19 protein-coding genes are annotated in these 17,439 nt (G+C 65.2%); 4 read left to right on the top strand and 15 right to left on the bottom strand.

Going from position 1 to position 17,439, the window contains the following annotated elements; translation table 11 throughout:
* Window positions 1-75: 75 nt before the first annotated feature.
* The 4 genes from NI2_RS35590 (at window position 76) to NI2_RS04760 (ending at window position 3,935) form a co-directional block, all read left to right on the top strand.
* A complete protein-coding gene (locus NI2_RS35590; protein WP_067486344.1) occupies window positions 76-1,947 on the top strand; it encodes a glutaredoxin domain-containing protein in 1,872 nt (623 codons plus the stop codon).
* A gap of 17 nt (window positions 1,948-1,964) precedes the next feature.
* Complete coding sequence (locus tag NI2_RS34915; RefSeq protein ID WP_067486342.1) at window positions 1,965-2,669, top strand: DUF8176 domain-containing protein; 705 nt, start codon at window positions 1,965-1,967, stop codon at window positions 2,667-2,669.
* A gap of 80 nt (window positions 2,670-2,749) precedes the next feature.
* Window positions 2,750-3,025 carry a hypothetical protein gene (locus NI2_RS04765; RefSeq protein WP_133734023.1) on the top strand — a complete coding sequence of 92 codons (276 nt, stop codon included), beginning with the start codon at window positions 2,750-2,752 and terminating at the stop codon, window positions 3,023-3,025.
* A gap of 196 nt (window positions 3,026-3,221) precedes the next feature.
* Complete coding sequence (locus NI2_RS04760; RefSeq protein ID WP_067486339.1) at window positions 3,222-3,935, top strand: hypothetical protein; 714 nt, start codon at window positions 3,222-3,224, stop codon at window positions 3,933-3,935.
* Window positions 3,936-4,044: 109 nt separating this feature from the next.
* On the opposite strand, the gene NI2_RS04755 is transcribed toward NI2_RS04760, so the two are convergent.
* From NI2_RS04755 to NI2_RS04685, 15 genes are all read right to left on the bottom strand, one after another.
* Window positions 4,045-6,099 carry a PhoX family protein gene (locus tag NI2_RS04755; RefSeq protein WP_067486337.1) on the bottom strand — a complete coding sequence of 685 codons (2,055 nt, stop codon included), beginning with the start codon at window positions 6,097-6,099 and terminating at the stop codon, window positions 4,045-4,047.
* A gap of 226 nt (window positions 6,100-6,325) precedes the next feature.
* Window positions 6,326-7,051 (bottom strand): aquaporin, encoded by a 726-nt coding sequence (locus tag NI2_RS04750; protein ID WP_067486335.1) that lies wholly within the window; start codon window positions 7,049-7,051, stop codon window positions 6,326-6,328.
* Between the two features lie 77 nt (window positions 7,052-7,128).
* Window positions 7,129-7,503, bottom strand: coding sequence for an ArsR/SmtB family transcription factor (locus NI2_RS32755; RefSeq protein ID WP_084475909.1), 375 nt, complete (start codon window positions 7,501-7,503; stop codon window positions 7,129-7,131).
* Between the two features lie 13 nt (window positions 7,504-7,516).
* The gene (locus tag NI2_RS04740; protein ID WP_067486333.1) at window positions 7,517-8,329 is read right to left on the bottom strand and encodes a response regulator transcription factor; all 813 of its coding nucleotides are present in this window, start codon (window positions 8,327-8,329) and stop codon (window positions 7,517-7,519) included.
* Complete coding sequence (gene pstB, locus NI2_RS04735; protein ID WP_067487034.1) at window positions 8,313-9,191, bottom strand: phosphate ABC transporter ATP-binding protein PstB; 879 nt, start codon at window positions 9,189-9,191, stop codon at window positions 8,313-8,315. Before pstB ends, NI2_RS04740 begins: the two co-directional genes overlap by 17 nt.
* 22 nt (window positions 9,192-9,213) lie before the next feature.
* A complete protein-coding gene (gene pstA, locus NI2_RS04730; protein ID WP_067486331.1) occupies window positions 9,214-10,104 on the bottom strand; it encodes a phosphate ABC transporter permease PstA in 891 nt (296 codons plus the stop codon).
* On the bottom strand, window positions 10,104-11,033 hold the full coding sequence (pstC, locus tag NI2_RS04725; protein WP_243749895.1) for a phosphate ABC transporter permease subunit PstC: 930 nt from the start codon (window positions 11,031-11,033) through the stop codon (window positions 10,104-10,106). The genes pstA and pstC overlap by 1 nt, the downstream gene beginning before the upstream one ends.
* 53 nt (window positions 11,034-11,086) lie before the next feature.
* A complete protein-coding gene (locus NI2_RS04720; protein ID WP_067486329.1) occupies window positions 11,087-12,043 on the bottom strand; it encodes a PstS family phosphate ABC transporter substrate-binding protein in 957 nt (318 codons plus the stop codon).
* 159 nt (window positions 12,044-12,202) lie between these two features.
* Window positions 12,203-13,981, bottom strand: a complete 1,779-nt coding sequence (gene arsA / locus NI2_RS04715; RefSeq protein WP_067486327.1) for an arsenical pump-driving ATPase — start codon at window positions 13,979-13,981, stop codon at window positions 12,203-12,205.
* A 5-nt stretch (window positions 13,982-13,986) separates the two neighbouring features.
* On the bottom strand, window positions 13,987-14,367 hold the full coding sequence (arsD, locus tag NI2_RS04710; protein ID WP_067487028.1) for an arsenite efflux transporter metallochaperone ArsD: 381 nt from the start codon (window positions 14,365-14,367) through the stop codon (window positions 13,987-13,989).
* A gap of 31 nt (window positions 14,368-14,398) precedes the next feature.
* Window positions 14,399-14,809 (bottom strand): arsenate reductase ArsC, encoded by a 411-nt coding sequence (locus NI2_RS04705; protein ID WP_067486325.1) that lies wholly within the window; start codon window positions 14,807-14,809, stop codon window positions 14,399-14,401.
* 30 nt (window positions 14,810-14,839) lie between these two features.
* Complete coding sequence (locus NI2_RS04700) at window positions 14,840-15,511, bottom strand: arsenate reductase ArsC (protein ID WP_067486323.1); 672 nt, start codon at window positions 15,509-15,511, stop codon at window positions 14,840-14,842.
* Window positions 15,512-15,537: 26 nt separating this feature from the next.
* Window positions 15,538-15,948, bottom strand: coding sequence for an arsenate-mycothiol transferase ArsC (locus NI2_RS04695; RefSeq protein ID WP_067486321.1), 411 nt, complete (start codon window positions 15,946-15,948; stop codon window positions 15,538-15,540).
* On the bottom strand, window positions 15,945-17,045 hold the full coding sequence (arsB, locus tag NI2_RS04690; protein WP_067486319.1) for an ACR3 family arsenite efflux transporter: 1,101 nt from the start codon (window positions 17,043-17,045) through the stop codon (window positions 15,945-15,947). The genes NI2_RS04695 and arsB overlap by 4 nt, the downstream gene beginning before the upstream one ends.
* Window positions 17,042-17,404: an ArsR/SmtB family transcription factor gene (locus NI2_RS04685; RefSeq protein ID WP_067486318.1), complete on the bottom strand. Its 363-nt coding sequence runs from the start codon at window positions 17,402-17,404 to the stop codon at window positions 17,042-17,044. Before NI2_RS04685 ends, arsB begins: the two co-directional genes overlap by 4 nt.
* Window positions 17,405-17,439 lie beyond the last annotated feature (35 nt).

Genomic DNA, 17,439 nt, shown 5'->3' with positions numbered 1-17,439 from the left:
GCCCTTCATGACCAGCTTTAGATGTTTTAGCCATTTTAGATACTTTCGATACTTGAGCAGTGGAGGTGGTGCGCCGTGGCCGATACATCCGCCTCGCGTGCTTCGTTCGCCCGAATCACGCGCGCTCTCGACGAGTGGGCGTTCGAGCACAACCGCCTGCCCGGCCCGGCGTCTCAGCGCGGGCAGTGGACGATGTATTGCTGCCCTGCGCACGAGGACGCAGACCCGAGCTTGGGGTTGATCCACAACAAGGACAAAGCCAAGACGGTCGTGCGGTGCTTCACCGGCTGCACCGACACGCAGGTCCTAGCGGCCATCGGACTGTCCGGTAACGCGATCTGGGACAGGCAATGGGTCCGGGAGCCTGGCACATCATCTCGACCCCGGCCCCCTCGACCCGAGTCGCAACCGGATCAGCGGAGTGCTCGTGATCCGGCGAGACCGTCGAAGAGGCAACGCCTCGGCAAAGTCGTCGGCCCCCGCTACCGGGTCGCGACCTATCTCTACACCGACCAGCGTGGCCTTCCGCTCGGCGAAGTCGTGCGGATCCATGTCCCACACGAACGGGGCATCGACAAGATGTTCTTCCAGCGCAGGGTCGACGCCGGTGGCCGGTGGCACAAGGGCGGTTTCACCCCGGCGCTCTACCGCCTTCCCGAAGTGGCGCAGGCCATCGCCGACGGTGAGGAGATCTTCCTCGTCGAGGGAGAAAAGGATGTGGAACGGGCGCGTGGGGCGGGACTGGTCGCCACCTGCAACGCGATGGGAGCGGGTGCCTTTCGGCGCGCCCACGCCCGCCAACTCGCCGGCGCGGCGCGGGTGGTGATCGTGGCCGACCGCGACGAGGCCGGCTACCACCACGCCGCCGAGGTCCAACGGCTCTTGATCGGCCTGGTGCGGGAAGTGGTGGTCGTGGAGGCTGCCACGGGCAAAGACCTCAGCGACCATTTCGACCTCGATCACGACATCGATGAACTCGTGCCGGTCACCGATACCCAGCTCGACCAGGGCTTCCCGACCGCCCAGGCAATCCTCGCCGAGGCCGAGAACACCCTGGAAGGTGCGTTTCGGCGTTCGTTCGATCCCGAGACCGGGTGGCGGTGGGTGTGGGCCCCAGAGATCGGGGCCGACTACGCGATCGAAACCGCGGCGACGCACGCGACAGACAACCAACAGATTCCGGAGCCAGCCATGCCACCGACCGAAACGCCACCACACGAGGGCGTAGAGATCACCGTCTACACCAAACCCCACTGCCCGCAGTGCGATGCCACCAAACGCACGCTCGACAACCTCGGGTTCGCCTATCGGGTCGTCGATGTCGCCCAGGACCCCGATGCGCGAGAGCGTCTGTTGAGCATGGGATTTCGTGGTGCCCCCGTGGTCGAAGCCGGAAACGTTCGATTCACCGGATTCCGCCCCGACAAGCTCAAATCGCTGTCCGGTGTGCTGCGCGCCGACGTGGTGGCAGAACAGGAGGCGGCTGCTGTGCAGCCGGGGTTTCGTCACCCCGGTGCGGCGGATCGCTTGAGCGTCGAGGCGGTGCAGATATGGGCTGCCCCGTACTTGAAGAGCGCCCAGCGGCGAGGCGAGATCCCGGAACTGGGCTCGCCGCAATGGGCTTCGCTTCCCAACGGCGATCCCCGCAAAACCGGAGCGGTGGTAGAGGCGGCCGTGCGCTACGTACGCCAAGCCAGCGCACCCGAACCGGCAGCCTCGCCATCTCGCAGTCGGGGCGCAGATGTTGCCGCAGCGCGCGGTGATGGTCGGCGGCCGACCTTTGCCGCGCTACAAGAGGCCCGCCGTGGTGAACAGTCGCTGCGGGCCGCCAGCGGACCGTTGACCCCGATCGCCACGACAACGGCTTTCACTGGCACCGCGCTGTCCCCGACAGCTTCAACCACAACCACCACCGCACCGCACCGCAGTCTCGGTCGCGGGCGTTGAACAAGGAGAAGATCAGAATGAACGCCACCACCGATCGGTCGGCCCCTCCCTCGGGGCCCTGGACACCGGTGCTCTCGCGTGTGCATGTCCCCGAAGCCGCACCGGAGCCCGAACCCGAGCAGCCCGTCGAGGCGGCGCCGGACGACAGCAACACCGACCCCGAGCCGACGCGCCGTCCCCGGCATCTGATGCTGGGGATCTCGGCGGCCGTGGGTGCGCTCGGTCTCGGCGCGCTGGGGTTGGGGCTGAGCGCAGGGCAGACGCACACCGCACTTCCTGTCCTGCCGAGTGCTCCCCCACCGGTGGTGACAACGACCCCGGCGAACTTTCTGTCAGGCGGTCCTTGCCCGAACACCGTGGAGGGCAACGTGTATCGCGGCAACGGGCCCGGCAGCACGGCTGGTGGGGTTGCGGCGGTCTTCGCCTTCCAGCACGCGTACTACGGAGCACGCTCGGGTGATCAGGTCCGGGCCATGGTGCTCCCGGAGTCCCCGGAGTACTCGGCGGCGTCGATCCAACAGGGCATCGACACCATCCCCGTCTCCACGGTCTACTGCCTGACAATCAACCAACAGCAGCCCACCCACTACCTTGTGGACGTGTTCGAGCGTAGGCCCTCCGGCGAGACGAAAACCTACCGCCAGAACGTCACGACCATCGACCGTCACGGGCGCACGTTCATCGACACCATCAGCAGCGCCGAGGCCGAGGACCCCCAGTGAAGCCGCAACCGATTCCCCTGCTCGAAGCAGCCATGAAGCCGCTCCGACACCCGTTCCGCGACCTCGAGGATACTGAGATCATGAGCAGCCCGACCTCCCTGCACGACGATGTCATCGCCTACGCGGCCACCCGTACCGTCGACTCACCCGAGAAGGTCTCCGAAGCCGTCGAAGCCCTCGTCGAGGGATGCCAAGAGCGTGCCCGCACCGCCGCAGCCGAAGAGACCACGCTGACGGGTAGCATCTTCGCCCCCACCGTCGTCGGCATCGACCACACGATCGTGCCGACGCTCGCAACAACGATCGAGTATCTGGTCAGCGTCGTGGTGACCATCGAGTTCCGCGCGATCTTGTGACCGCCCTTCGGCACGGGGTCACACCACTTCGCCGCGAAATGCCCGCCGGATTCTGAAAAGTATCCGGTGGGTATTTTTGCGTACTTATGGCTCAAGGGAGTGGCGCGTTCCGGATTAACGGTGCCAGCAGAGCTCGAGCCCATGGTCGTCTTCGCTCACGAGACCGAAGCCGCAAGGCCGTCGACGCCAGCGCCCTATGCTGGCGACCGGATTCAGCCTCACCGACCTCGAACGCGACCCCGACCAGCGCACGGTGACGCTGACAATGCTCTCGCGCCTACACGATCTGCTGCGCTCGAGCGTGGACGAGATGCTGCTGACTGATCGCGCCGCGATTGTGCTCGCCGAACACGATCCAGACATGATCGACGACATCGAGGCCGCGACGCACGCCCAGACCTTGCTCGCGGTGCTGGTCAGCCGGGACGGGATCGGCGTCGATGTCCTACTCGCGGCGACACGATGGTCGATCGCCGAGTTGGAGGCCGCCCTGACATATCTACGCGCGCAGCTGGATCAGACCGCGTTGCAGGCGGTGGCCACCGACGTCGTCCTGTATCTGGCGCTGCGCGCGGGTGCCCTGCCTGGCCCGCTACGGGCGGCGTTGGCGCGGCCGACCGCGATGCGGCGCGGCCTGGACGCCGACACCGCGATCCAATTGCTGCGATTGGTGCGCAAGGAAATCCTGCGCCCGGTCCCAGGCGAGCCGATACCACTGCTCTCGGAGGTCGACCCCGACCGCGACGTCGACACCCGCTTCTCGATGCCGAAATCGCGGTCGGGCGCGGTACCAAACGTGGCGACGAGCTCGCGATCACCTTCGACGACTACGACAGGATCACCGATCGCGAGCAGGCCGTCACGGGCCTGCGGATCCATCCGATGTGATGTTCGGTCTGGGTGTGGCTGAGCGGCCCGCCCGGCGGCGAGGCCGTACATGATGGCCGACCAGATCCTCCGGTGGTACGGGTGGACGCCTTCGCTGAGTGTCAGCTCCGGGGTCGAGGTGGCGTTGAACGTCACCGACCGATGCGACCACCGTTCTTCTTCCACACAACCACGACCGATGCGCGGGGCTGCGTGGTGCCGCCGTCGGGCCAGTGTGAGGTTGGCTTGTCGGGGGTGGCGGTGTCAGATTCGCCGGGGTGCTGCACGCAGACCAGGACGCGGTTCTCCTCGATGATCGGGCCACAGGTCTCGGCGCCGATCGGCACGGTGAGGAACTGTTTGGTCTCACCGCGGTTGGGTCCGTCGAGAACGACGGAGAACAGGCCGTCGTTGGACTTCAGCGCGTTGCCGTCGGTGGAGATCCACAAGTTGCCGTAGGGGTCGAAGGTGACGTTGTCGGGGCAGGAGATGGGGCTGACCTTGGTCTTGTCGAACCCGGCGAAGTAGGTGTCAGCGGCGGCCGGGTCACCGCAGACCAACAGCAGCGACCAGGTGAAGCTGGTGCCCTTGTGGTCGTCAGTGATCTCGAGGATCTGGCCGTTCTTGTTCTGGTTGCGTGGGTTGGCTTCGTCTGGACCGGCGTAGCCTTCCTTGCCGCGGTTGGTGTTGTTGGTCAGCGCGACGTAGACCTTGCCGGTCTTGGGGTTGGGCTGGATGTCTTCGGGCCGGTCCATCTTGGTGGCGCCGGCCTTGTCGGCGGCCAGGCGGGTGAACACGGCGACTTCGGCGGCGCTCATGCCCTCGACGAGGGACTTGCTCTGACCGTCGGCGCGGGCCTCCAGCAGGGGAATCCACTGTCCGGTGCCGGTGAATCCCTTGTCGGAGGGTACTTTTCCGGTGCCGTCGATCAAGTCGGGGTGGTCGCCGGTGACCTTGGCGACGTAGAGGGTGCCCTCGGACAGGATGGTCATGTTGTGGCGGCGGGCCGCAGCACCGGTGCCGGACTGGACCTTCTTCGAGGACACGAACTTGTACATGTATTCGAAGCGTTCGTCGTCGCCCATGTACAGCACGACAGTGCCGTCATCGGTGACATGGATTTCGGCGCACTCATGCTTGAACCGGCCCAGCGCGGTGTGCTTTACCGGGGTCGAGGACACGTCCCAGGGGTCGATCTCGAGGGTCCAGCCGAATCGGTTGGCCTCGTTGGGTTCGGAGGCGACGTCGAATCGCTTGTCGAACCGTTCCCAGTGGCGCGGGACATCGACCTTGCCGACGCCGTAACGCTTGTGGCGGGCCGCCACGGCCGGGTCGGCAGCCTCTCCGGCGAAGTAGCCGTTGAAGTTCTCCTCGCCCGAGAGCACCGTGCCCCACGGGGTGACACCGCCGCCGCAGTTGTTCAGTGTGCCGAGAACCCTTGTCCCGGTGCCATCTACAGAGGTCTTGAGCAGGTCAGTTCCCGCGGCGGGGCCGGTGAAGCCGATCTCGGTGGTCGCGGTGATGCGTCGGTTGTATTTGCCGAAGGCCGGAGTGAGCTTGCCGCTCCCGGCTTCGCCGTTGACCTCCACGACTGTCACACCGTGTGCAGCCAAGGCGATTTCGTACTGTGCCTGGGTGACGGTGTCGGGGGTGAATCCGCGGAACATCATCGGCTCGGTGGTGTACTCGTGGTTGACGACCAGCACGTATTTGTTCGGCGTGCCCTCGACCGGCAGTAACGCGGCGTAGTCGGCGTTGAAGCCGAATTGCTTGGCCTGTGCTGCCGCGGTTTGGTTGTCGAAGTCAAACTTCGGTGAATCGGCGAAAAGTGCGTCGCCCCAACGGATGACGACCTGCTGCTCGTATCCCTCGGGGATCACTACCTCATCGCGGGTGTTGGGCGCGACGGCGGTGAACTCCGTACCGGTGCCCGGCGAACCCGCGGGATTGTCGGCCGGATCGGCGGGGGTGTCGTCCCCGCAGGCGGCCAGGACGCTGCCGGCGCCGACCGCGAGGACCGCGGCAGCACCGCCCTTTAGCACGCCGCGACGCGAGAGCGCCGCGACGATATCGCCGAAGTACGCGCCGTCGGAGGTGTTGGAGACCTCATGAAAGCACGCGTTGCCGCATTTGTACTGGCACGTCATGGAAGTGCGCGACGACTGGCCGTCGTGCTTCACGAACAGGGCGAGTGGTTTGAGGTTCACGAAATCTCCCGAAATAGAGTGGTATTCGGGACGGTAGAGGGAGAAATGGATCTAAAGGAGTCCGGAAAGTGAATTTCAATCCAATTAGGCAACCCTCATCAACAGTGCGTTTGCACAGGTAGAACCCACTGTAATGCCCAGGCTGGGGCCGACAGTTCCGCGTTGCGGCAGGGCGATGATTACCGTCGGAGTTTACGTAGGAGAACAAGTTTTCATCGACGAATGTTTATCGTTGTTCCCGCCGAGGGTCGAAGCCTCCGCTCGTTTGATCGGTGAAGTATTGGGCGCCGATGAAGCCGCCTCCGAAAAGGGCTGTGAGTACGACAACAGCGGTATCGGTGGTGCCGTCTTCCCAGGATGTGTGCGGCAGGGTTGCGAGAACAAGCGCCGGGTTGGCGAACGAGTACGACCAGCCGACCACGGTGATGACGTCGAGGTATCCGCCCAATGCTGCGGCGGTCGATGAGCCTCGCGACGCGGTGGTGAAGATCATGAACAGGGCAACCAGGCCGGTCGCAGAGACGAATTCGGTGCCGACCAGCCACGCTGTCGCCGGGGTTCCGACAGCCGTGAGCTGTCGGCCGATCATTGGATCGATCGCAATCACTGCGACGAAGGCGCCTGCGCCCTGCGCTGCGAAGTAGGCGAAAACTATCCGGCCGTTGTGGCGGAAACGTCGGCCGTCGAACCAGGCGGCCAGTGTGAGAAGAGGATTGAGGTGCGCTCCATGCGCGAGAGCCAGCAGGGCGCCGGAGGCTGCGAGCACGCTCACCAAAAACGCTGCGGTCATCGAATCGCTGCTACCGACGTACCCAGACGCGTCGGTCGCCACCCGGATCATCGACAGCAGTGTCGCCAGTAGCGCGGTGCCGACGAACTCGATCGCCAAAGCGATGCCAAGCCCCCAGACCGCGCCGACAGGCGCGACTCGGCGAACGGGCTGGATCGACATATTTCGATCCTGCGGGGTGCCGACCCGGCGATCAAGGAACGGCTGGTGAACCTCAGATGGACAAGATCCTGACGGAGTCAGGCGCCGCAGTTGCTGCTTGGGTTCGCACGTAATGGGCCACCGGCGCGCAGAATCAGCTCCATTTCGTCGAGGGCTTCGTGCTCGACGCGGTACCAGCTCCACCGTCCGCGGCGGGTGCGCGAGAGCACCCCGGCGTCGACGAGAATCCGCAGGTGGTGGCTGAGTGTGGACTGGGCGAAGTCGAATTCCTCGGCTAGGTCGCAGAAGCATGCTTCACCGTCGGCGGACCGACGTACAAGGGTGAGGAGTTTGACGCGGATGGGGTCGCCGAGGGATTTGAACAGGCGAGCGGCCACAGCGGGTTCGTGACCTGCGACGGTCGCGACCGCGGTGGTGCCGTGCTGTTCGGTGTCCTTCGGTGACGCTGCCATGGTGACATCGTGCTCATGTGCGGTGAACGTTCGGTGAACGTGGCGGCACGTCGAACTGGTAGCCCAGTCGACGGATGGCTCGGATCCATTGCGGGTTGTGTTCTTCGTCACCGAGTCGTCGTCGCAATCGCAGTACGTGCACGGTCAGGCTGTTGCTCGAGGTGGGTCCTTCACCCCATAGCGCGCGGACCAGATCCTTGCGGGGAATGACCGCGCCCTTGCGTTCGGCGAGGTAGCGCAGCAGCAGGAATTCCCTCGGCGGCAGCATGATCTGCTCACCGTCGAGCCAGATCCGTGGGGCAGAACCGTCGATGCGCAGCCTGCCGAGGTCGATCACCATGGGGTGGATCGCGATCGGTTCGGAGGCGAGCGCGAGTGACTGGAGGATCGCCAGTAGTTCGCGGCTTCGATAGGGCTTGGGTATGACTGCGGTCACGCCGTGCTCGGCGGCTTGTGCGGCGAAGGCGCCGTCGCCTGAGCCGACGGCCACGAGTACCGGGATGCCAGGTTCTTCCGCCCGCAAGATCTCGAGGAAGTCGATCGGCGACAGCCGCCCGGTCGTCGGTCCGAGCAGCACCGCGTCCGGGCAGGTGCGTCCGAGCACGAGCAGTGCGTGTGCTGGGTCGCTGCATACCCGCAATTCGACCGGCTGCCCGGCTAGTTCCGCGCTCAGGGTGCGCGCGGTGTCGGTGTCGTCGACGACCAACAGGGTCATCCTGTCGCGGATGGTGCCGGTGACGCAGGCGCGGCGACGAGCTTGGAACTGCGAGTACCCCGATTCCCACGCGTCGGTGAGCGGGTCCGACATCTCAGCCGAACCGGCCACTGATGTAGTCCTCGGTTCGCGGGTCGATGGGATTGCCGAAGATCTGCTCGGTGGGTGCGTATTCGACCAAGGCGCCGGTGCGCTGGCCCTTGTCATCGGCGGCGGCGGTGAAGAACGCGGTGCGTTGGGAGACGCGGGCGGCCTGCTGCATGTTGTGGGTGACGATGATGATGGTGAACTCCGACGCGAGTTCGGTCATCAGGTCTTCGATCTTGCCGGTCGCGATCGGGTCGAGTGCTGAGCACGGCTCGTCCATCAAGATCACCTCTGGGGAGGTGGCGATCGCGCGGGCGATGCACAGGCGTTGCTGCTGGCCGCCGGACAGTCCGAACGCGTTTTCTTTGAGTTTGTCCTTGACCTCGTCCCAGAGTGCTGCCCCGCGCAGGGCCCGTTCGATGAGGTCGTCCATGCTCTCGATCTGCATGCCCGTGACGCGGGGGCCGTAGGCGACGTTGTCGTAGATCGACTTCGGGAACGGGTTGGCCTTCTGGAACACCATGCCGATGCGGCGGCGGACCTCGATGACATCGACACCGGGGCCGTAGATGTCGGCGCCGTGGTAGGCGACGCGGCCTTCGACGCGTGCTCCGGGGACGAGGTCGTTCATCCGGTTGAGGCAGCGCAGCACGGTGGATTTGCCGCAGCCCGACGGTCCGATCAGCGCGGTGATCTCCTTGCTGCTGAACGACATGTTCACATCCGAGACGGCCCGGAAGTCTTTGTAGTAGACGGCGAGGTCGCGCAGGCTGATCACGCCGTCGGGTTGCCCGGCCACGGCGGGCAGTTGTTGACTCGGCTCGATCTTGATGCGGGTGGATCGTCGGCCGCTGCCTGCGGTGAGGTGGGAATCGGCTGTGGTCATGGTCTTCTCCTTCATGACGGGGTCACCACTGGCGCTGGTAGCGGTTACGCAGCCAGATCGCGATGGCGTTCATGGCCAGCAAGACGATGAGCAGAAGCAGGATCGCGGCGTAGGCCAGATCGCGAAAAGCTTGGCGGTCCTGCGGGACGAGGTTGTAGATCTGCACGGGCAAGGTGGTGTACCGGTCGAAGACCCCATTGGGGTTGAAGGTGACGAACGTCGTCGCGCCGACCAGGATCAGCGGGGCCGCTTCACCGATCGCTCGCGACAAGGCCAGGATCGAGCCCGTCGCGATGCCGGGAATCGCCGAGGGCAGGGTCTGCTTCCAGGTGGTCTGCCACAGCGTGGCGCCCAATGCCAAGGAGCCGTCGCGGATTTCGCGTGGAACCGCACGCAGCGCTTCGCGGGTGGTGATGATGACGACCGGCAGGATCAGCAGCGCCAACGCGATTGCCCCGGCCAACACGACACCGCCGATCGCGAACGGGCCGCGCACCACGAACGCCAGGGTCAGGATGCCGTAGATCACTGTCGGCACCGCCGCCAGGTTCTGAATGTTCAACTCGATCAACCGATTCCATCGGGAGTTCGGGTCGGCGTATTCCTCGAGGTAGACCGCGGCGGCGATACCGAGGGGTAGTGCGAACGTCGCGGTCAGCACGCATACCCACAAGGTGCCGTACAGGGCTGAGGCGACGCCGGAGGTCTGCGGTGCTATCTTGGACGGCTGGTTGGTGACCAGGTCGAGGTCGAATCGGGCGATGCCCTTTTGCACGATGATCGCGAGCACGAAGAACAAGAACACGCACACGATCGCCAGGCTTGCCCACAGCAGCATCGCGAAGACTGTCCCGGGGGCCGAGCTGCGGTTCTTGCCGGTCAGATCGGGGCGGATGATGGAGGTCGAAGTCATCAGTATGCCTGCCTGTACTTGCGGACCAGACGGATGCTGATCATGTTGATCACCAGGGTGATTACGAACAGCAAGGCGCCGACCGCGAAGAGCGAGTAGTACACCGGGCTGCCCTGTGGTGCGTCGCCGCTGGCGATCTGGGCGATGAACCCGGTCATGGTTTGGGCGCCTTCGCGTGGGTCGAATGACAGGTGAGCTTTGCTGCCCGCGGCGATGGTGACGATCATGGTCTCGCCGACTGCGCGGGAGATGCCGAGCACGATCGCGGCGACGATGCCCGACAGGGCGGCCGGGAACACCACGCGCAAGGTCGTTTGCATCCGGTTCGCACCCAGTGCGTAGGAGCCCTGGCGCAAGGCCAGCGGCACGGCCGACATGGCGTCCTCGCTCAGCGATGCGACAGTGGGCACGATCATGAAGCCCATCACGATGCCCGGTGCGAGGTTGGTGTAGATCCCCTGGAACTCGAAGACGGTGCCGAGGATCGGTGTCAGGGCGGTGAGTGCGAGGAATCCGTAGACGACGGTGGGGATGCCGGCGAGGATCTCGAGCAGCGGCTTGAGTATTTTCCGTACGCGCTCGGAGGCGTATTCGCTGAGGTAGATCGCGACGCCCAGGCCCAGCGGTACGGCGACGGCGAGCGCGATCAGGGTGATCATCAGGGTCGAGACCACCAACGGCAGGACACCCCATGACTTGTCGTCCCAGGTGAACTTGTCACCGAAGGCCGCGGTCCACTCGGTGCCGAACAGGAATTCACCGAGGCCGACATGCTGGAAGAACGTGGTCAGCGGAACCATCAGTGACAGTACGATTCCTACGGTCACCACCACTGAGAACATCGCCGAGGACATCAGCAGTGCACGGATGACGCGTTCGCCGATGCGTGCCGAGCGGGCGCTCAGATCGGCGGTCTCTCCTTGCCACACGCCGGGATGGCCCCCCACGGTCGAGGGGCCATCGGTCGCGCGGTGACCAACGGTCACTTAGCGGCTGCCTTGGTCTTCAACGCCTCGAGCGCCGCGCGTGCCTTGTCCTTCTGTGCATCGGTGAGCGGCACGAAGCGGGCGGCCTCGACGATGGCGTCGTTGCGGTCGATGTAGAACTCGACGAACTTCTCCACCTGCGGCTTCTTCACACCCGTGTCGGAGGGGTAGATGAACAGCGGGCGGGCGAGCGGGGTGTAGGTGCCGTCCTGGGCGGCCTTCACCGACGGGGCGACGCAGCCGTTGCCGCCGTCGATCTGGATGGCCTTGAGCTTGGCTTCGTTCTCCTCGAAGTAGGAGAACCCGAAGTAGCCGAGTCCGCCCTTGGCGCCCGCGACGCCCTGGACGGTGATGTTGTCGTCCTCGGTGGGGTTGTAGTCCTTGCGGCTGTCGCCTTCTTTGCCGTTGATGACGCCAGTGAAGTAGTCGAAGGTGCCCGAGTCAGGGCCCGCGCCATAGAGGTTGAGCGGCTCGTTCGGGAAGGACGGGTCGACTTCGTTCCAGTTCTTGACCGTCGAGGTGGGCTCCCAGATCTTCTTCAGCTGCGCGACGGTCAGGCAGTTCACCCAGGTGTTGGCCTTGTTCACCACGACGGTGAGCGCGTCGTTGGCGACCTGGATCTCGCTGAACTGCACGTTCTTGTCGGTGCAGAGCTGCTTCTCGGCGTCCTTGATCGGACGCGAGGCATTGGAGATGTCGGTCTCGCCGACGCAGAACTTCTTGAAACCGCCACCGGTACCCGAGGTTCCGACGGTGACCTGGACATCCTTGTGGTCCTGCATGAACAGCTCGCCCGCAGCGGCGGAGAGGGGCTCGACGGTGCTCGACCCGTCGATCACCACCGGGCCCGACAGCGACGGTCCTGCGGGATCGCTACCGCATGCGGACAGGGCCAAAGTCAGTGCCGCGACAGCGCTTGCGGCGGTCAGGTGCACGCGGGTGCGCTTGATCATGGGTGGGGCCTCCAGTCATTGCCCGGATCCGGTGTAGGCCACCGGATCCCTCATCTCGGGACCCTTGAATCCAAATATTTCGATGTGACAGTGAGGTGAACGGATGGCGACTCAGCACCCTATGTATCGATAAATTTCGATCCGAGATGTTCGGTGTGACTATTCGCCTACCGGGATCGCGGCGTCGCCGGACAGCTCGGCCAGACGATCAGGGCCCGTCGGCTCGGAACTGAGCATCGGGACAATCGCATGTCGGCGGCTGTATTGCGTTGCCACAGCCCCGATGTGGGCCACCTCGGTGGCAGCGCGAGCGCGCAACAATGTGTCAGTGGGGTGGGCTGCCGCGAGGGAGTTGTTCAGGACCCATGCCCACGGTGTGATGGAAGCGCGTTCCAGGTCTGCGCAGAGTTCGACGGATTCGAGGATCGGGGTCGATTCAGGGGATGTGATGACGAGGATCTTCGTCTGAGCGGGGTCCTGCAATCGCATGAGCGGTGTGGTGAAGCTGCGATCGGCGCCGAGGTTGCGACTGATCTCGCGGTGGTAGGCGCCGGTGGCGTCGAGCAGTAGCAGGGTGTGGCCGGTCGGTGCGGTGTCGACGACGACGAAGCGGTGTCGGGATTCGTGCACTAGGCGCGAAAATGCTTGGAAGACTGCGACTTCTTCGGTGCAGGGTGAGCGCAGGTCTTCTTCGAGCGCGGCGCGTCCCTGTTCATCGAGGTCGGCTCCTCGGGTGCGCAGTATTCGCTGCCGGTATTGCTCGGTCGCTTCGTCGGGGTCGAGGCGCGAGAGCTGCATGGTGGCCAGACCTGCGCCGACGGTATCGGCCAGGTGCGCGGCGGGATCGGTGGTGCTCAGGTGCACGTCGTGTCCGCGGGCGGCCAGGGCGGTGGCTATAGCTGCGGCGATGGTTGTCTTGCCGACGCCGCCCTTGCCCATGCACATGATCAGGCCGTGGTCGTCGAGGGTCAGTTCATCAATCAACGCCGCCAGCGGTGCAGCTTCGATCTGCGGTGCCACGGCGTCGGTGAACTCGGAAACCGTTGCAGTGGAGTCAAAGAGTATGCCCAAGGCCGGTACGCCGACCATCTCGACGGGCTTGAGGGCGATCCGGTCGCACGGCAGCTGGGCCAACGACGCGGGCATCGCCGCGATTGCCGCAGACTCGCGACGGGTGATCGCGGCGGCGAGATCATCGCCTGTATCGGTGTGTGGCAGAACAGCATTGATGATCAGGTGCCCTGCTTTGACGCCGATGTCGGTGAGCTCGTCGTAGGTTCGGGCGACCTCGCGCAGCGCCGCGTCTTGGGCGCGGGTGACCAGGACCAGGCGTGTGAGCGCGGGGTCGGTCAGTGCGTGCACTGCGGCGGCGTAGGTTTCGCGTTGCGCGTCCAGGCCGGACAGCGGTCCAAGGCAGGAGGCATCGCCGCTGCCCTGGAGGTATTCGGTCCACGCTCCCGGCAGTTGCAGCAGCCGGATCGTGTGACCGGTCGGGGCGGTGTCGAAAACGATGTGGTCGAAGTGTGCGAACTGGGTGGCTGCGGGGTCGAGAAGCGCGGTGAATTCGTTGAAGGAGGCGATCTCGGTGGTGCACGAGCCCGACAGCTGTTCGGTGATGGTGTCGATCTCGGCGGCGGGTAGCAGCCCGCGTACCGGTCCGATGATCCGTTCGCGGTAGGCGGCGGCGACCTGGTGTGGATCGATCTCCAATGCCGACAGGCCGGTCACCGCGGGGATCGCGGTGACCGACGCGCCGATGGTCGTGTCGAAGACATGGCCGACGTTGGAGGCCGGATCAGTGCTGACCAGCAAAACCCGAGCACCGCCGCGGGCGAGCGCGATCGCCGAAGCGCAGGCGACCGAAGTCTTGCCGACCCCGCCCTTTCCGGTGAAGAACACAAAGCGTGGGGCGTCGGTCAAGAAAGCGGGAGTGTCCACGGTGATCAGCAGCAGCCGGGTCCGCCGCAGCTGTCCTCGGTGATGTCGAGCAACGCCACACCCTGCGGTCGCGGGCTCACCTCAACGGTGCGCGACCACAGGGTGATCTCGTCGCGGGTCGGGTACCGGCCGGTCAATGTGGTGACTCCGTCGACCAGCACGAGCGGAAGCCCCTGCGAGCCTGCGACTTCGAGAAAATTCCGGACGGCGTCGTTACCGGCGAAGGCCAGTGGTTCGGATGCCATGTTGAATCGGGTGATGTCTCCGCCCTGGCCGCGCAGCCAGTCCAGATCGGCGGAGAAACTCACCAGGGCTTGGTCGACATCGGGTCCGCACACGCCGGTGTTGCAGCATAGCGCGGGCTCGAATACCTCGATCTTGCTCATCAACATGTCGCTTTCTCGGGTAGGGCGGTTGTCAGGCGCGGGCGGGAAGCAGCTCGGCGACCAGTTCCTCGATGCGCTTTTTGATCTCGTCGCGGATCGGGCGGACGGACTCCACGCCTTTGCCCGCCGGATCTTCGAGCTTCCAGTCGCGGTAGTCCACCCCAGGGAAGTACGGGCAGGCATCGCCGCAGCCCATGGTGATCACGACCGAGGAGGTCTCGACCGCGTCGGAGGTGAGGATCTTGGGTGACTGGGCGGTGATGTCGATGCCGAGTTCGGCCATCGCCTCGACCGCGGCCGGATTCAGGGCGTTACCAGGGGCGCTGCCCGCGGAGCGGACCTCGATATCGTCGCCCGCGAGGTGGGTCAGGAAGCCTTGGGCCATCTGCGAACGTCCGGCGTTGTGGACGCAGACGAAGAGCACGCTGGGCTTGGTCGTCATGGGAGACAATCCCTTTCGGTGTGGTGCGAATCAGTGGGTGGGGATGTCGAGTTCGGCGAGCAGATGCCGGATGCGGGTTTCGATGTCGTCGCGGATCGGGCGCACGGCGGCGACGTCGTGACCGGCGGGGTCCTCGAGCTGCCATTCCTCGTAGCGGCGGCCCGGGTACAGCGGGCAGGCGTCACCACAACCCATGGTGATGATCACGTCGGCGGCCCGCAGGATCTCTTCGGTCCACGGCTTGGGGAATTCGCCGGTGATGTCGATGCCGACCTCGGCCATCGCCGCGATCGCGGCGGGGTTGATCTCGTCACCGGGTTCGGAACCACCCGACCACGCCACCGCGTTGTCACCGGCCAGATGAGTGAAGAACCCGAGCGCCATCTGCGAGCGGCCCGCGTTGTGGGTGCACAGGAACAGCACGGTCGGCTTGCCGGTGTTGGCCTTGCCTTCCACACGCGCCAGGGCGTTCAGCCGCTGGCGGGCGAACCGTTCGGCCAGCAGCGGAAGGAAGTTCACCACGGTGGCGCGACCGGCGAACTGGTCGTAGGAGGAGTGCAGGAACCGGTCGATCGTTTCGATGCCGAAGGTTCCTTCGAACTCGCGCTCCAGCCGTGTCGCGGCGGTTTTGAGGGCGTGCTGTTGATCGAGGGTGAGGTCGTCACGGTGGTAGTGGGCATGGGTAAGCGGGCTGTCGGTCATGACACTGTCCCTTGGTCGGTCCGTGGTCAGGCGGTGAGTTGTTCCAGTAGTAGGACGACGCGGTCGCGGATGTCGTCGCGCACCAGGCGCATGCGTTCGATGCCGTCGATTCCGCGATCGGAGGGTTCATCGGTGTCCCAGTTGATGATTCGCACACCGGGGACCGGTTCGACCTGCGCTTCGCGGCCGAGGGTGACCACGAGGTCGATGTCGCGCAGCAGGTCGGGGTCGATGGATTTGGGCGATTCGCCGGTGAGGTCGATGCCCAGCTCGCGCAGCGACGCTACCGACAGCTCGTTCAACGCCGAACCGGGCTGGGTGCCGGCGGAGTGAACCTCGACGTGGTCACCGGCTAGATGTCGCATCAGACCGGCTGCCATCTGCGACTTGCCGCCGTTCTTCACACAAACGAACAGCACCGAGGGCTCGTCGCTCATTTGACGTCCCCGGTGACAACCGGACTGGCGGTGGCGTCGGAGAACCGTTTTCGCAGGGCGAGCGACACGTAGACCAAGCCGACGAGTACCGGGACCTCGATCAGCGGGCCCACAACACCGGCGAGTGCTTCACCGGAGGTCGCGCCGTAGGTGGCGATCGCTACCGCGATGGCGAGTTCGAAGTTGTTGCCCGCCGCGGTGAACGCCAGCGTGGTGGTGCGGGCATAGCCCAAGCCCATGACGGCGCCGAGGGCGTAGCCACCGCCCCACATGATAGCGAAGTACGCCAGCAGGGGCAGAGCGATGCGCACGACGTCGAGGGGGTGGGAGGTGATCTGGTCACCTTGGAGGGCGAACAGGACCACGATGGTGAAGAGCAGGCCGTAGAGCGCCCACGGGCCGATGCGGGGCAGGAACTTCTGCTCGTACCACTCGCGGCCCTTGGCGCGTTCGCCGAAGCGGCGGGTGAGGTAGCCGGCCAGCAGCGGGATGCCGAGGAAGATCAGGACCGATTTCGCGATCTCCCAGGGGGAGACGTCGATCGTGGTCTGTTCCAGGCCGAGCCAACCGGGCAGGATCGAGAGGTAGAACCAGCCGAGGACGGCGAACATGAAGACCTGGAACACTGAGTTCAGGGCGACCAGTACTGCGGCGGCGTCGCGGTCACCGCACGCGAGGTCGTTCCAGATGATGACCATGGCGATGCAGCGGGCCAGGCCGACGATGATCAGGCCGGTGCGGTATTCGGGCAGGTCGGGCAAAAAGATCCAGGCCAGCGCGAACATCAGCGCGGGGCCGAGGACCCAGTTCAGAACCAGGGAGCCGATCAGGAGATTGCGGTCACCGGTGACGGAGTCGAGTCGGTCGTAGCGGACCTTGGCCAGCACCGGGTACATCATGATCAGCAGGCCGAGGGCGATCGGCAGGGAGATGCCGTCGATCTCGACCGCGCTCAACGTATCGCCGAGGCCCGGAATCATCCGCCCGAGCAGCAGTCCGGCGGCCATCGCCACGCCGATCCAGACCGGTAGGAACCGGTCGAGAGTCGACAGCTTGCCGACAACGGGCGGGTGCTCGGTGGTGGTGGTCGCGCTCATGCGTTCACGCCCTCGGCGATCAGCGCGCTCGAGACCCGCGCGAACGCTTCGGGCACGACGCGGTAGTACACCCACGACGCACGGCGCTCACTGGTGAGCAGTCCGGCTTCGCGCAACACCTTGAGGTGGTGCGAGATGGTCGGCTGGCTGACCTCGACACCGTCGGAGATGTCGCACACGCACGCTTCCCCACCGGCCCGGCTCGCGACCAGCGAGAACAGCCGAAGCCGCACCGGATCCGACAATGCCTTGAATACGGCGGCGAGTTCGACGGCCTCCGCGTGGATCAAGGGATCACGAACGACCGGCTCGGCGGCACAGGCCGCGACCGGCGTCAGGTTCAGCTCCGACTTAGACATTCCTCGATATTGACGTACATCGAATCAATACGCAA

Origin of the sequence: Nocardia ignorata NBRC 108230, assembly GCF_001612905.1 — a bacterium.
GTDB lineage: Bacteria > Actinomycetota > Actinomycetes > Mycobacteriales > Mycobacteriaceae > Nocardia > Nocardia ignorata.
This window is presented reverse-complemented; position numbering and strand designations above follow the sequence as displayed.

Coding starts and splice junctions, on each gene's coding strand:
- NI2_RS04750 (WP_067486335.1), bottom strand. CDS start 7,051: ATGTCGATCCAGCCCGTTCGCCGAGTCGCGCCTGTCGGCGCGGTCTGG.
- NI2_RS04705 (WP_067486325.1), bottom strand. CDS start 14,809: ATGACGACCAAGCCCAGCGTGCTCTTCGTCTGCGTCCACAACGCCGGA.
- NI2_RS04700 (WP_067486323.1), bottom strand. CDS start 15,511: ATGACCGACAGCCCGCTTACCCATGCCCACTACCACCGTGACGACCTC.
- arsB (WP_067486319.1), bottom strand. CDS start 17,045: ATGAGCGCGACCACCACCACCGAGCACCCGCCCGTTGTCGGCAAGCTG.
- NI2_RS04765 (WP_133734023.1), top strand. CDS start 2,750: ATGAGCAGCCCGACCTCCCTGCACGACGATGTCATCGCCTACGCGGCC.
- NI2_RS04760 (WP_067486339.1), top strand. CDS start 3,222: ATGCTGGCGACCGGATTCAGCCTCACCGACCTCGAACGCGACCCCGAC.
- NI2_RS32755 (WP_084475909.1), bottom strand. CDS start 7,503: ATGGCAGCGTCACCGAAGGACACCGAACAGCACGGCACCACCGCGGTC.
- pstB (WP_067487034.1), bottom strand. CDS start 9,191: ATGACCACAGCCGATTCCCACCTCACCGCAGGCAGCGGCCGACGATCC.
- NI2_RS34915 (WP_067486342.1), top strand. CDS start 1,965: ATGAACGCCACCACCGATCGGTCGGCCCCTCCCTCGGGGCCCTGGACA.
- arsD (WP_067487028.1), bottom strand. CDS start 14,367: ATGAGCAAGATCGAGGTATTCGAGCCCGCGCTATGCTGCAACACCGGC.
- pstA (WP_067486331.1), bottom strand. CDS start 10,104: ATGACTTCGACCTCCATCATCCGCCCCGATCTGACCGGCAAGAACCGC.
- NI2_RS04685 (WP_067486318.1), bottom strand. CDS start 17,404: ATGTCTAAGTCGGAGCTGAACCTGACGCCGGTCGCGGCCTGTGCCGCC.
- NI2_RS04720 (WP_067486329.1), bottom strand. CDS start 12,043: ATGATCAAGCGCACCCGCGTGCACCTGACCGCCGCAAGCGCTGTCGCG.
- NI2_RS04695 (WP_067486321.1), bottom strand. CDS start 15,948: ATGAGCGACGAGCCCTCGGTGCTGTTCGTTTGTGTGAAGAACGGCGGC.